The organism is Parafrankia elaeagni, from assembly GCF_000374165.1.
GTDB classification, from domain to species: domain Bacteria; phylum Actinomycetota; class Actinomycetes; order Frankiales; family Frankiaceae; genus Parafrankia; species Parafrankia elaeagni.
In genome coordinates, this window is record NZ_KB893712.1 from 130,876 (window position 1) to 144,861 (window position 13,986).

12 protein-coding genes are annotated in these 13,986 nt (G+C 72.0%); 9 read left to right on the forward strand and 3 right to left on the reverse strand.

Annotation, left to right across the window (positions count from 1 at the left end):
- Window positions 1-1,063 precede the first annotated feature (1,063 nt).
- Together B207_RS0108115 and B207_RS0108120 are read left to right on the forward strand one after the other, a co-directional pair.
- A complete protein-coding gene (locus tag B207_RS0108115) occupies window positions 1,064-2,656 on the forward strand; it encodes a WS/DGAT domain-containing protein (protein ID WP_018636024.1) in 1,593 nt (530 codons plus the stop codon).
- 120 nt (window positions 2,657-2,776) lie between these two features.
- Window positions 2,777-3,229, forward strand: a complete 453-nt coding sequence (locus tag B207_RS0108120) for a deaminase (RefSeq protein WP_018636025.1) — start codon at window positions 2,777-2,779, stop codon at window positions 3,227-3,229.
- Window positions 3,230-4,403: 1,174 nt separating this feature from the next.
- On the opposite strand, the gene B207_RS0108125 is transcribed toward B207_RS0108120, so the two are convergent.
- From B207_RS0108125 to B207_RS33060, 3 genes are all read right to left on the reverse strand, one after another.
- Window positions 4,404-5,570 carry an acyl-CoA dehydrogenase family protein gene (locus B207_RS0108125; RefSeq protein ID WP_018636026.1) on the reverse strand — a complete coding sequence of 389 codons (1,167 nt, stop codon included), beginning with the start codon at window positions 5,568-5,570 and terminating at the stop codon, window positions 4,404-4,406.
- A gap of 162 nt (window positions 5,571-5,732) precedes the next feature.
- Window positions 5,733-6,551, reverse strand: a complete 819-nt coding sequence (locus B207_RS0108130) for an alpha/beta fold hydrolase (RefSeq protein WP_018636027.1) — start codon at window positions 6,549-6,551, stop codon at window positions 5,733-5,735.
- On the reverse strand, window positions 6,548-7,240 hold the full coding sequence (locus B207_RS33060; RefSeq protein WP_018636028.1) for an enoyl-CoA hydratase-related protein: 693 nt from the start codon (window positions 7,238-7,240) through the stop codon (window positions 6,548-6,550). Before B207_RS33060 ends, B207_RS0108130 begins: the two co-directional genes overlap by 4 nt.
- 190 nt (window positions 7,241-7,430) lie before the next feature.
- On the opposite strand from B207_RS33060, the gene B207_RS0108140 reads away from it, so the two are divergent.
- The 7 genes from B207_RS0108140 to B207_RS0108170 all read left to right on the forward strand — a co-directional run bounded on the left by B207_RS0108140 (window position 7,431) and on the right by B207_RS0108170 (window position 13,928).
- Window positions 7,431-8,336 (forward strand): hypothetical protein, encoded by a 906-nt coding sequence (locus B207_RS0108140; protein ID WP_018636029.1) that lies wholly within the window; start codon window positions 7,431-7,433, stop codon window positions 8,334-8,336.
- Between the two features lie 231 nt (window positions 8,337-8,567).
- Complete coding sequence (locus B207_RS0108145; RefSeq protein WP_018636030.1) at window positions 8,568-9,707, forward strand: acyl-CoA dehydrogenase family protein; 1,140 nt, start codon at window positions 8,568-8,570, stop codon at window positions 9,705-9,707.
- Window positions 9,704-11,002, forward strand: coding sequence for an acyl-CoA dehydrogenase family protein (locus tag B207_RS0108150; RefSeq protein WP_018636031.1), 1,299 nt, complete (start codon window positions 9,704-9,706; stop codon window positions 11,000-11,002). The genes B207_RS0108145 and B207_RS0108150 overlap by 4 nt, the downstream gene beginning before the upstream one ends.
- A gap of 799 nt (window positions 11,003-11,801) precedes the next feature.
- Window positions 11,802-12,374 carry a carboxymuconolactone decarboxylase family protein gene (locus B207_RS0108155; RefSeq protein WP_018636032.1) on the forward strand — a complete coding sequence of 191 codons (573 nt, stop codon included), beginning with the start codon at window positions 11,802-11,804 and terminating at the stop codon, window positions 12,372-12,374.
- Window positions 12,375-12,381: 7 nt separating this feature from the next.
- Window positions 12,382-12,534, forward strand: a complete 153-nt coding sequence (locus B207_RS39580; RefSeq protein WP_018636033.1) for a hypothetical protein — start codon at window positions 12,382-12,384, stop codon at window positions 12,532-12,534.
- 172 nt (window positions 12,535-12,706) lie between these two features.
- A complete protein-coding gene (locus B207_RS0108165; protein ID WP_026310819.1) occupies window positions 12,707-12,901 on the forward strand; it encodes a ferredoxin in 195 nt (64 codons plus the stop codon).
- A 133-nt stretch (window positions 12,902-13,034) separates the two neighbouring features.
- Window positions 13,035-13,928 (forward strand): CYTH domain-containing protein, encoded by an 894-nt coding sequence (locus B207_RS0108170; RefSeq protein ID WP_230204908.1) that lies wholly within the window; start codon window positions 13,035-13,037, stop codon window positions 13,926-13,928.
- The last annotated feature ends 58 nt before the right edge of the window (window positions 13,929-13,986 follow it).

Genomic DNA, 13,986 nt, shown 5'->3' on the forward strand with positions numbered 1-13,986 from the left:
TCACGATCCTTCTCCGCTCAGCTTCTCGGTACCGGCTGGACCTCCGCGGCATCCCGTAACCCGAACCCGAACCGAACCCGGGCACTAGCCGGCCGCTGCTCACCGATTTTCCGCCTCGGGTGAGTGGCTGGATCGTGTTCAGAATCACCCCGGGGCCTCGTCCGGGGGTGACCCGCCTCCGCCGACCGGTGTGTGGGAAAGGGGAAGAAAGCCTGGCGGACGTGCCGATGGTGTTACCAGGTCGTGCCGGGTATGCGTTCCCGGGAATGCCGCCCCGGCCTGTGCGGCGAGGTCGACATGTCGGATCGACGGCGCTGTAGCCTCTGGTCAGAGGCATGATCGTGAAGCTTCTGTCGGTCGGGGCAGGGCGGAAAAGGCGCAGAACGGTGTACTGGTTCCGCCGGGGATCGTTGTCGGTCGCCACGGCCTGAGGGTGGACGGAGTGGGCGCCGGAGAATCCGGGTGGTGGTACCCGAAAGGCCATTCTCTGTGGCTGTGACAAGGGTCTCCGGGGTGCCCGCCGAAGGTGCCTTCGGGTGCTGTCGGCTAGCCGTCCAGGCCGGGTCTGGCCCTTTGCGAAGGTGTGGCTTCAGACCCGTCCGCGATTTACCGTTGTCATGGTGCGGGCCGTTTCCCGTGCACCCTGCCGCCCGGGTACGGAATCGCGGGTGCAGCATTCCGGGTGCCGTATCCCGAGTGCCGGGCTCGGGTCCTTGGGCCGCCGGGTCGTGGGGTCGCCAGGTCATCGGGCCGCCGGGTCGATGGTCCCTCGCGGGAGCGCACCTTGGTGCCGGTGGCCCGGTTGTACGGTTGTCATGAGAAAACGCGCTGTATCCGCAGGTTGCCGACTCTGACCGCTGCGAGTGATCAACCTCTTGCTGTGCGTCCCATATGCCAGACGGGAGACGTCCACCACAACCCTGGATGTCGTGTCAGGCACGGGCAGTAATTGATGCATGGGTATAGGTTCCTTTTGCGCACAGATGCGCCAATTTGTCAGGGCTGACGATCGGACGCTCCAGACCTGTACCCACTGCCCGCGGACGGGTGGGGGGAGCGTCTGATGGCTCTGCTCGGCGCGATCAGAAAGTCCGACTACACGCCGGCGCACGTGCGCCCGCTGACCCCGGGAGACCGGGCCTATCTCGCCTTCGTCCAGCGCAACCCCGGTGAGCACCAGGACATCGGCGCGCTGCTGTTCTTCGACGGCCCGCAGCTCGACCTCGCCGAGCTGCGCGCGCACGTCGCCGAGCGGCTGCGCGCCCCGGAGGCGCGGACGCTCACCGACCGACTCGACACCGTGACGATCTGGTCGCCCGAGCGGGGGGCGTCGGCGCGCGAGACCCGCTGGGTCTCCGATCCGAACATCGATCTCACCGATCATGTCGTCGCGATCGACCTGCCCCCGGTCGGCGACCTGACCGCTGACGGTCCGAGGGGCGGTGGGGAAGACGCCGGTGCCGCGGCGGGCATCGGCGCCCGCGGCGGTGTCGACGACGCCCGCCTGCGGGCCGCCGTCGACAACATCGCCAGCCGGCCGATCGACCTGACCCGGCCGCCGTGGATGCTGTACCTCCTGCGTGACCCCAGCCCGGGCGCGACGGGCACGGCGCTGGTGTACCGCTCCAGCCACGTCCAGCAGGACGGGATGGCCATGTACCGGGCCATGCACCTGCTGTTCGGGGAGAGCGACACGGTCGATCTCGGCCTGCCGGCGACGATCCGCCGCCCCCGGCCGGCCGAGTACGCCAAGTTCGTCGGGCGTGGGATCAACTGCCTGCTGCCGACCCGCCGGCTGCGCGGCTGGGGCGGGCCGCCCACCGGCCCGGCCCGGCACAACTGGGTCACCGTCGAGCTGGGCACCCTGCGCTCGATCGCCCGCCAGCACGGCGTCACCGTGAACGACATCTACCTCGCCGCGCTCGCCGGCGCACTGCGGGCCTGGTCACCGGCGGACTGGAGACGCGGCACCCGTCCCATCCACGCGCTGATGCCGGTGAGCATCCGCTCCGCGGCCGAGCAGGACGTCCTGTCGAACTACAACACAGGCGGGCGGGTGCCGCTGCACTGCGGTGAGCCCGACCCGGCGCGGCGGCTGGCCCGCATCGCCGCGGCCACCACCCGGATGAAGGAGGGCGGCCTGGGCCTGGTGGAACGGCGGCACTTCCCGGCGATGGCCCGGTTCGCCTCCCAGCGCATGCTCGCCGGCGTCGGGAGCTACCCGACGCAGATCAGCAAGATGGCGCTGGTGGCGACCAACGCCCGGTCGATCCGCGGCCCGCTGTCCGTCGCCGGCCGCCGGATGACGGGGCTGATCGGCACCGGGCCGCTGCTGATCGGGCGCCAGCACCTGGCCGTGGCCATGTTCGGCATCGACGACCAGGTCGGGGTCATGTTCGTCGCCAGCGAGAGCGTGCCGGGCCACGAGCGGCTCGCCCAGCTCTGGCTGGACGAGCTCGACGCCCTGCGTGCCTGCGCCCCCCGGCAGCGGGTCAACGTCCCGGCCCAGCGGCTGCCCGCGGCGGCCGCCGCCGTGACGGCGATGATGACCGGCACCGTGACCGGGGCGGTGACCGGCGTCGTCACGAACGAGGTCGGCGGTCGGCTCCGGCCCCGGCGCCGCCGCACGACGGCGCCGTCCGCCTCCGCCGTCTGACAGCGGGGCCAACGCCCGCCCTGCGGCGCGCCGTGCCGGTGCCGTGGGGCGGGCAGGTCTGGCACGATTGCGGCCCCGGTAACCGCTCCGACCGCGGCCCGGCCTGAGGAGGGCTGCCAGATGGTCCCGTTCGATGATCACAGCTGGATGAGGCGGGCCATCGAGCTCGCGCGCCGATGCCCGCCCGCGGCTGGTGCCTATTCCGTGGGCGCCGTCATCGTCGGCGCGGACGGATCCGAGATCGCGTCCGGCTACTCCCGGGAGGTGGACGACGCGGTGCACGCCGAGGAGTCCGCCCTCGCGAAGATCCCCGTGGATGACCCCCGGCTCGCCACGGCGACGATCTACAGCACGCTGGAACCCTGCTCGCAGCGGAGGTCCCGACCGCGTACCTGCGCCCAGCTCATCCTGGCTGCCGGCATTCCCCGGGTGGTGATCGCCTGGCGCGAGCCCAGCCTGTTCGTCGCCGACTGTCAGGGATTCGAGCTCCTCACCGCCGCAGGCGTCACCGTCGTCGAACTCCCCGACCTCGCGGACCAGGCCCGTGCTGTGAACGCCCACCTGGCCCTCTGAGCCGGGCCCGGACTGCCTGGCTGGAGATGTGCGCGGGCGGTGTGGCCGGCGGTTTGGTGCGCCTCCCGCGGTCCGGGTCCGGGTCCGGGTCCGGCGATCTGACGCTGTGACCAGCGTTCTGCCGCGAGGTCAGGTGTTGCGTTCTCGAGACTAAAGGGCCACACGTGTCTCCTCTCTCGGAACCGTTGACACCCCGGTGTGGGCGCTGTCCGCAAACCCTCGCCGACGGTGGCCACCAGGAGACACCACAGGCCATCCAGCCCCGGAGATCGGACCTTGTCCTTGCCCCGCAGGCTCCAGAACCCCCTGGTCGTCGGCCTGACAGCCTCCCGGAGCGGCCCGAGGGCGTCCCCCCGAAGCCCGTCCTGACCGGCCCCCGCGCCTTGCTCGGGCGTCGACGTCCGGAGGGTCGACCAGCTGGCCGCGAAACTGTGCCGGACGGGCCGCCGCGCCATCCACCTGGTTACCCGATTCATCGCGGAGTCGAAAATCTGACATTGCTGGCACCCTGACCCAGGAGCGACGGTGCGGCAGCGGCGGCCGGGAGTTGCCCGGCGGTTTCCCGCCTGTGTCGACTACGGTGACAATGATGCCAGAAGTGATCCCGGTGGTCGGCCAGGCGCCCGGGTGGACGTCGGGGTGGCCCGTCCGGGATGGTGCTCGGTGTGTGGCGGTAGGCCGGCCGGACGTCGGTGCTGTGGGGGACCGTGACGGTCGGCCAGGGGTGGGGTTCGCCAGCTCGCGACTGGGCTCCGAAGCGGCTGCCAGGGCGGCTGAGCAGGAGTTTTGAAGGCCCGCCAAGGACGGACAAGGTCCGCCTCCGGGGCTGGATGGCCTGTGGGTGTCTCCTGGTGGCCACCCTCGGCGAGGGCTTGCGGAGAGCGCCCACACCGGGGTGTCAACGGTTCCGAGAGAGGAGACACGTGTGGCCCTTTAGTCTCGAGAACGCAACACTCGAGCTCGCGGCGAGGAAGTGGCCACAGCGTCAGATCGCCAGCGGCAAGGCCTGGGCGGGGAGCCCTGGCAGCGAGGCGCTCGGCCTCTCGATGGGCGCAGACCATCGTCGTGCAACCGGCTGAACGAGGACCTGCTGGACTTTCTCACCGCCGGCCCCCGGCGCGGGCGTGATCCGCGGCCGGGGGCGCCGACGCCACGTCGGCTGGTACGACGTCGTCTAGTACGACTTCGGCAGGCCGAGGACGTGCTGCGAGACGTAGTTGAGGACCATCTCCTGGCTGACCGGGGCGAGCCGCATGATCCGTGACTCGCGGAAGTAGCGCTCCACGTGGTACTCGCGGGCGTAGCCCATGCCGCCGTGGGTCTGGATCGCCTGGTCGGCGGCCTGGAAACCGGCCTCGGCGCAGAGCCACTTCGCCGAGTTCGCCTGCTGGCCGCAGGGCAGGCCCTGGTCGTAGCGCCAGGCGGCCTGGCGGGCCATCAGCTCGGCGGCGTCCAGCCGGATCTGGGCCTCGGCCAGCGGGAACGCGACACCCTGGTTCTTGCCGATCGGGCGGCCGAACACCACCCGCTCCTTGGCGTAGCGGGTCGCCTTCTCCAGCGCCGCCCGCCCGATGCCGAGCGCCTCGTGGGCGAGCAGGATGCGCTCCGGGTTGAGCCCGTCCAGCAGGTACTTGAAGCCCTTGCCCTCCTCGCCGATCCGCGCCGACTCGGGGACGAACAGGTTGTCGATGAAGACCTCGTAGGAGGAGACCGCGTTGCGGCCCATCTTCGGGATGGCGCGCAGGTCGATCTTCTCGCGGTCGATGTCGATGAGGAACAGGGTCATCCCGTCGGTGGAGCGGGTGACGTCCTCACGCTTCGTCGTGCGGGTGATCAGGATCATCTTCTGCGAGTCGCCGGCCTTGGTGATCCAGACCTTCCGGCCGTTGATCACATAGCCGCCGTCGACCTTCTCGGCGAAGGTCGTGATGCTGGTGGTGTCGGTGCCGGCGTTCGGCTCGGTGACCCCGAAGCAGACGTGCAGCGACCCGTCCGCCGCGCTCGGCAGGATCTCCTTCTGCAGGTCCGCGCTGCCGTGCTTGACGATCGTGTTCAGACCGAAGATCGTCAGGTGCATCGTGCTGCACCCGTTCATGCCGGCGCCGGAGGCCGCGATCTCCTCCAGGAGCAGCGCCGCCTCGGTGATGCCCAGCCCGCCGCCGCCGAACTCGGTGGGGATCGCGATGCCGAGCCACCCGCCCTCGGCGAACGCGTTGTAGAACTCCCAGGGGAACTCGACCTTCTGGTCCTTCTCCGCCCAGTAGTCGTCCCCGAAGCTGCGGGCGAGTTCGCGCGCCCCGGCCCGGAGCTGCTCCTGATCCGGAGTGAGTTCGAAGTGCATCAGTCGACCTTCCGCTGGACGAGGTGGGCGGGGCGGTGGCGAAGCGGCCGCCCCCCACACGATCCCGCGTAAGACGGGACCACGCATCTGATTCGCCGCAGACGAGTATTACATTCCGTAGTTTTCAGGTTGCCGGGATCGCCCGTCGGGGGGCGGAACGGGTCAGCCGGCCCGGGCGAGGAAGGGGAGCAGGGCGGCCAGGTAGGCGTCGCGGTCACGGCTCCACAGGTCGTGCCCGGCGTCGTCGACGGTCGCCAGCTCGACGGTCGGGAGTGCCTCCCGCCACTGCGCGGCGACCTCGTCGGTCACCACCGCCCCGCGCCGCCCGCCGCGGATCACCAGGACACCGCAGCGCAGCTCGCCGAGCCGGTCCCACAGCGGCACGTCCCGGGCCTGGGCGAAGACGGCCCGCGCCGCGTGGCCCGGCATCCGGTCGGCGACGGCGACGCCCCGGATCCGGGCCGTCAGCTGTCGCTCCACCGCGGCGTCGGGCGGCCGCGCGTGCCGGGCCCAGTAGTCGCCGACGACGAGGCCGCCGACCTCGTCCGGGTATCGCAGCGCGTACCCCAGCGCGTAGGACGAGCCGCGGGAGAACGCGACCAGCACGGGCCGGTGCAGGCCGAGCGCTTCCACGACAGCCCGCAGATCCGCGATGTGGTCCTCCCAGGAGTACCCGGCGGAGTCGGCGGGCGGCGCGTCGCTGCCGCCCCGCCCACGCAGGTCGACGGCGACGGCCCGACGGTCGCCGAGCCGATCGAGTAGCCACCCGTACTCGCCGGCGTACTCGCCCATGCCGGGCACCACCACCACCGGTGCCGGTGACCGGTCGGCCTGATCGGCCTGATCGGCCTGATCGGCCTGATCGGCCTGATCGGCCTGACCGGACGGCGCGGCTCGGTCGTTGCCGAGGACGTGCAGCCGGACCGGGCCATGCTGGACGAAGGTGCTCACGCCGGTCGCCGCGCTCTCGGGAGCTGTCACCGGCCCGGACCTCCTTCCAGGGCTTCCGCCGGCCTGATCGGGATGGGCGAGACGGCCGAAACCGCCGGGACGGCCGGGGCGGCCGGGCTCTCGTCGTCGTGGCCGGCCGCCCCGCCGAGGCTGCGGGCGAGGGCGAACGTGGCGCTGTGTAGTGCCGCCAGCGGCACCACCGCGGTGACCAGGCCGAGGCTCTGCGCCTCGGCCGCGGTCAGTGTCCCGGTGCCCCCACCTCCGGGTGCGGGCCCCGGGTCGGCGCCGCCCACGGCCAGGCGGACCTCGGAGGCGCAGAACTCGGCGTCGTCGGCGGCGATGACGTGGTCGCACGGCCAGCACAACAGGGCGCCGCCGGCCGCGCACCGGCCCTGGACGGCCGCGACGGCCGGTTTGGGCACGGCCTTCCACGCCCGGGCGTAGCGCAGCTGCCAGGCCTGCCCGCCCTGCACCGGTGGGCCGGCGGCCGGCGGGTCGAAGAAGTGCAGGCCGGTCCCGCGGAGCACGATCACCCGGACCCGGCTGTCCGCGCCGGCGGTCCGCCAGGCGTCGTCGAGCTCGCGCATGAGCTGGGCACCGTGCGCGTCGGCCGGGTCGCCGGCCGCGGGTGCGCCGACGGCGCGGGGAAGGCGAAACTGGAACGTGATGACGCCGATGTGCTGGTCGACGACGTCGTACTCGACATGTTCGGGACGCATCGGTCTCCCTCGCCGGTCGCAGGCGGACGGAAGCAAACCGCGGTCGACGGTCCCCCCGGGGACAGCGACGTCGATGTCGCATTGACCCACACCTCCACACCGAGGGTCAACAGATCCACACGCGCGGCGCTCGCGCGCGCCCGCCGAACGCCCGATGGCAGGGTGGGGCGGGGCCGAGGGAGGGATTGGTGTGGAGATCACCGGAATGATGCTGGCGCTGCTGGACGTCGCGGCGGAGCACACGGTCGACTACAACCGCTGGTACGACCTGGACCACATGCCCGAGCATCTCGCCAAGCCGGACGTCCTCGCCGGCCGGCGCTACGCCGCGCCGCGGGACCTGCGGGCGGTGCCGGGGGCTGTCCGGTCCGAGCTGATCGGCGGGCATCCGTCCTACCTGACCACCTACTGGTTCGGCGGCCCGCTCGACATGACCAGCCCGCAGGCCCGGGAGGGCTGGCTCACGCTGGACCGGACGATCCTGCGGGCCGGCAGGTTCTGGCGCCCCGGCCAGGTGCGGCACAACTCGCGGTGGCGGGTCTCCTCGGCGTGGACCCGCCCGGGCTGTCTGGTGCGTCCCGTCGCTGTGCCCTACCTGGCACACCGGGGAGTGATCATGGCGTTGGGGCGGGCGCCGTCGCCGGAGCGGGTGGACGAGGCGGTGGCCTGGTGGGAGGGCGTGCACCTGCCCGACCTGGCCGCGGTGCCCGGAGTGCTCGCCGCCGTCCGGCTGGCCCGGGCCGACGACGAGGGCGGCGGCGAAGCCCTGCCCGGGGCTGCCGCCGCGTCGGCGTCGGTATCGGCCGGGCCGGCCGTGCGGGTGGCGGAGTCGGGGCTGGCGGAGCAGACCGGCCTGGTTCTGCACCTGCTGTTGTGCGAGGACGACCCGGCGGTGGTCATCGGCCGCATCGCGCGGGCCCGCCGGTCCTGGCAGGCGGTCGGCCGCTTCCCGGCGCACCGCGGCGCGTACGAGGAGCTGGCCTTCCTGCCGTACCGGCTGATCCTGCCGCTCCAGTACGACTTCGACATGGGCGAGGACGATGCCGACGCGGGCCCGGTTGCCGGTGTCGACGGGGGTCCGGTGGGGGGGCGGTGAGCTGACTGCGAGCTGACTGCGAGCTGACCGCGGTCCCAGTTGCTCGCCCCGGGCGGCCCGGCTGGGAGCCGTTCCGGCGGTCCCAGGCCAGTAGATGCCGGGGTCGGGACTTGTCCCCGGGGCCGCTGTCGGGTTACCTGTTGAACACCGGTCAAATTCGCCTATAGGTTTTTCTCACCTCCTGCGGTGCTGGGTGTCGCGCGGGGGCTCAAGCGACGTGGAGGTAGGACTGTGCTGCTGGAGTTGGACGCCGATCAAGAGGTGCTGCGGGAGGCGACCGCCCGGTACCTGAGCGACCAGGTTCCGGTCGACCGGATCCGCACGCTCCGCGACAGCCCCGCCGGTTTCGACGCCGACTACTGGCGGGCCGGCGCGGAGCTCGGCTGGACGTCCCTGCTCGTCTCCGAGGAGAACGGCGGCGGCTCGATCAGCGGGGCGGGCCTGGTCGACCTGACCATCGCCGCCCACGAGTTCGGGCTGCGCGCGGCGCCCGGGCCGCTGGTGCCGACGAACGTCGTCGCGGCCGCGCTCAGCGCCGCCGGCGGCGAGGCGCACACCGAGGCGCTGGAGAACCTGCTGGCCGGCACGACGGTCGCCTCCTGGGCGCACGCCGAGCCCGCGCCGCACGACCGGCTGGGCACGGTGGGGCTCACCTGCCGCGTCGAGGGCGACGAGATCGTCCTCGACGGGGTGAAGCGCCCGGTCGAGTCGGCCGAGCAGGCCGGGTACCTGCTGGTCACGGGGCGGACGGCGGAGGGCCTCAGCCAGGTGCTGGTGCCGGCCGGCACGCCCGGGGTGACGATCACTCCGCTGAAGACGGTGGACCTGACCCGGCGGTTCTTCACCGTCCGGTTCGACGGTGTCCGCGTTCCGCGCGGCGCCGCCGTCGGCGAGCTCGGCGGCGCGGCGGACCAGGTGGAGCGCCAGCTGCAGCAGGCTCTGGTGATCCAGTGCGCGGAGAGCGTCGGCGCGATGCAGGCAGCCTTCGACCTGACGGTGCAGTGGTCGTTCGAGCGCTATTCCTTCGGCCGGCCGCTGGCCTCCTACCAGGAGCTCAAGCACCGCTTCGCGGACATGAAGTCGTGGCTGGAGGCGGCGCACGCGATCAGTGACAAGGCGGCCAGGGCCGTCGACGCCGAGACCCCGGACGCACCCGAGCTGGTCAGCGTCGCCAAGGCCTTCATCGGCGACTACGGCTCCGAGCTGCTGCAGGACTGCGTCCAGATGCACGGTGGCATCGGCGTGACCTTCGAGCACGACCTCCACCTCTTCCTCCGCCGGGTCGTGCTCGACCGGGCGCTGTACGGAACACCGTCCGAGCACCGGCAGCGGATCGCCGGCGTCGTCGAGCACCTGAAGGAGCGGGCATGAGCACGGGCGCCACGAGCGGCGGGACAACCCCGTCGGGCGACATCGAGGATGTCGAGAGCTTCCGCCAGCGGGCGCGGAGCTGGATCCGCGCCAACCTCGCGCCGCTGCCGCCGAACGCCGGCGTCGGCGTGATGCGGGCGGGGCACAGCGACGAGGAGGAACTCGCCGGCGTCGCCCGCCAGCGCGAGATCCAGCGGATGTTCTTCGACGCGGGCTTCGCCGGCATCTGCTTCCCGAAGGAATACGGCGGGCAGGGCCTCACTCCCGACCACCAGCGGGTGTTCAGCGAGGAGATCACCGGCTACGAGTACCCGTCCGAGATCCAGGCGCCGACCTTCTCGCCGTGCGCGGCGGTGCTGCTGGACTTCGGCACCGAGGAGCAGAAGCGCACGCACATCCCCGCGATCCTGCGGGGCGAGGAGCTGTGGATGCAGTTCCTCTCCGAGCCCAGCGCCGGGTCGGACGTCGCCGCCGCCATGACCACCGCCGTCCGTGACGGCGACGACTGGATCCTCAACGGCTCCAAGATCTGGACGACCGGCGCCTGGTGGTCGGACTGGGGCCTGGTGCTCGCCCGGACGAACTGGGACGTCCCGAAGCACCGCGGGCTGACCGTGTTCATCATGCCGATCCACCAGCCCGGCATCGAGGTGCACCGCATCGAGATGCTGAACGGCAACAAGGAGTTCTGCCAGGAGTTCATCACCGACGTGCGGGTACCCGACTCCGACCGCGTCGGCGAGGTCGACGACGGCTGGACGGTCGGCACCCGGTGGATGTTCCACGAGCGGATGCTGCACAACTCGCCGCTGGTCACCATCCCGAAGGGCGGGGCCCGCGGCAGCATCCGCGCCACCCACCTGGTGGAGATCGCGCGGGACGCCGGCCGGCTCGACGACCCGCTGGCCCGCGATCTGATCGGCGAGGGCCGGATGCTCGACATCGTCACCCACGCCCTGCAGGAGCGGCTCTCGCAGGGCCTGCGCTCCGGCCGGATCCCGGACCAGTCCGCGGCCGTCGGGCGGCTGTTCACCGGTGTGGTGGCAGCCCGGACGTCCACCCTGTCCTTCGAGCTCGCCGGCGGTGCCGGGGCGGCCTGGGCGGACGACGACGGCGCCACCGCCGAATGCGGCAACGACTACCTGCTGCGCCAGGTGAGCTGCATCGGCGGCGGGACCACCGAGATGGCCCGCAACGTCATCAGCGAACGGGTGCTGGGCATGCCGCGGGAGGTGGCGCTCGACCGCGGGGTGGCGTTCCGGGACGTCCCGCGGGGCGGTTCGAGCCGGCGCTGACCGCGGACCGCCGGCCGGCGGACCTGGACCTGGACCTGGACCTGCCAGCGGTGGCCGGCGTCGTCGGGTGCGACGCCGGCCACCGCCGGGCCCGCCCCGCCGGCACGCCTGCGGAGACCGGGTGGGCCGTGGCCGGGAAAGGGCTGCGGATCACCCCCTGGAACCGTTTGACCGTTCAACCTTTCTGAAGTGCGATGTACCGCCCTCGGGATCGCTTCCGCGTACGGTTTTCGTGACGGCCGGGATCGATATCCGGGAAACCTGCCACGATTTTCGTTTATGTTTCGAGAAACACGCTCTCACCAGAAAGAGTATCGTTACCGCAGCTGTCTCCTCGAAGTCGTCGTCGCACCGCGGTGGTGCCGTTCGTGCGGCGTGCCACGGTGGCGGGCGGTCGCCGGCGGAAGCCCGGCGCGGTGCCCGGGTGAGGCACTCCGCCGCCGTTGTCCGCTGGTGGTGGAGCTGTCCGGCTGCCCGGCGGGGCCTCCGGCGGCTGTCGCCGCCGGGTTCCGTGCCGTCGCGCCGCGCATATCACACGCATTCTCGGATGCGCCATATAGGCTTCTTCCAGATGGCGGTGAGATGGCCGGGAATGTCCGGTGCCGCGACTCGCCGCGGCCCGGTGTCGGGTTGTCCGGTGTGGGGCAGTGGCTCAATCTGTGGCTCTTGACCGACCGAACGACAGATGATAGCAATTTTTTAGGATTCGTTCGGTTTGCGTGATGCTGTGTCCGGCTGGTCGTCGGGCCTGGTCATCCGCCGGGCGTTCGCTGCTTCACGGGCGGAGGGCTCTGAAGACATGGCACGGATCGAACCGCGTCCCCTGCGGCAGTGGCCGAAGGAGATGCGCGAGGCCCTGGCGGCGATGACGCCCGAGGCGCCGCGGCACCCCCCGCTGCCCACCGAGGGGCGTTCCAAGGCCCTGAACACGCTCGGAACCCTCGCCCACCATCCCGAGCTGGCCCACGCGTTCTTCACCTACAACGGGCACATCCTGCGCGGCACCACGCTCACGCTGCGCCAGCGCGAGACGCTCGTCCTGCGGGTCTCCGCGGTGCGTAAGAACGCCTACGAGTGGGCCCAGCACGTGATCATGGCCCGGGATCTGGGCATCACCGACGCGGAGATCGCGCGTATCGCCTGGGGGCCGGACGCCCCGTTCCTGGACCCGCTCGACGCCGCGCTGGTCCGCGCGGTCGACGAGCTGATCATCGACGGCGAGATCGCGCTGCCGACCTGGGAGGTGCTCAGCGCCAAGCTCGACGTCCAGCAGCTGCTCGACGTCATCTTCACCGTGGGCACCTACGAGACGCTCTCCATGATGATGCGCTCGTTCGAGCTGCCGCTCGACGACGACCTCCACGAGAGCTGAGGCCACTGTGGCCGTCACTGTCTCCGCTGTCAGCCCGGGTGTCGGCGTCGAGGTGGCCGGCCTCGCCGGGCCCCAGCTCGTCGCCCCGGCTGTCGCCGCGGAGTGCCAGGCGCTCCTGGAGAAGCACGGCGTCGTCACACGGCGACGTCGCACCGGCTGATGCACCGAACGACCCTGCGGGGCGAAGAAGTCGTAGCCTGACCTCCGCGCATCGAGCAGATGCGCGGCAGGATGACGCCCATCGGAGCGCCGGCCAGGTCTGCCAGGCCGGACTTGGCGGCGCGGCGGACGTGATCCCGGTCTGGAGTGTGTCGGTCTGACGGAGGGTCAGCATGCGAGTGGTCGTGGATTTCAAACTGTGCGAGAGCAACGCGCTGTGCGTGGGCATCGCCCCGTCGGTGTTCGAGCTCGACGACAACGACTATCTGGTCATCCTCGACGAGGAGCCGGACGAGGATCTGCGTAAGGACCTCAAGGCCGCCGTCTCGGCCTGTCCCAAGCAGGCCATCGCCATCGCCGAGGACTGAGCCTCGGCCCTGGGAGCCCGGGCACCGGCACGGGCGGACCCCGCCCGTGCACACGCCGCCCGGGGCTCCCCACGGGGGAGAGAAACACTTTTTGTCAGGTGATACGCGCTCTGCGCGCCTAGGATCATCCAGGATGAGCCGTCTGCCCCCCGTCGCCGCGCGCGTGTCCCGCCTGCGGCGGGTGCCCCGCGGTCGGGTGTCTGCCGCGGCGGCCGCACCGGTCGGGGCCCGGGCGGCGGGCCGCCGGCGGGCGGCGCAGCAGTTCTGGCAGCTTCCCGAGCCCGAGCTCGACCGCCTGCTGGCCCTCGCCAGCGAGGTGGACCGGGTCGAGCTCAAGCTGATCGTGCCGGCCCACGCGCACGGGAGCACCTGTGAGGCCCTCGGGGTCGACTTCACCCGGGCCCGCAGGCTCCGCGTGTGCTACCTCGACACCCCGGACCACGCACTGCACCGCAACGGGGCCGTGGCCCGGATCCGGAGCATCGCCGGTGGGCCCGACGACGCCGTCGTCAAGCTGCGCCCGGTCGTCCCCGCCGACATCCCGCGGCGGCTGCGGCGGGCCCGGGACTTCGTCGTCGAGGTCGACGGGATGCCCGGCTACTACGTGTGTTCCGGGGCGCTGCGGGCCCGGCTCGGCGCGGACGACGTCGCCCGTGTCATCGCCCGGCGCCGCGCGGCGCACCGCCTGTTCACCCGACGGCAGCTGCGGCTGCTGTCGTCCCGCCTGCCCGCCGGTGTCCGGCCGGAGGACCTGGTGATGTTCGGCCCGGTCGACGCCGGCCGGACCAAGATCCGGGTGGCGGGCCTGGACCGCCGCCTGCTCGTCGAGCGGTGGACCTACCCCGACGGCTCCCGCCTCCTCGAGCTGTCGACCCGCTGCCTGCCCGCCGAGGCCCTGCGGGTCGGTGCCCGCACCGCGGACGTCCTGCGCGCCCACGGCGTCGAGCTCACCGGCCCGCATCCGACCAAGACCCGGGCCACGCTGGACTACTTCGCCGGCGCCGCGGCGGCCCAGCGCCCGCACTGACGCGCACCGAGGCGCACCGAGGCGCACCGACGCGCACCGAGGCGCACCGACGCGCACC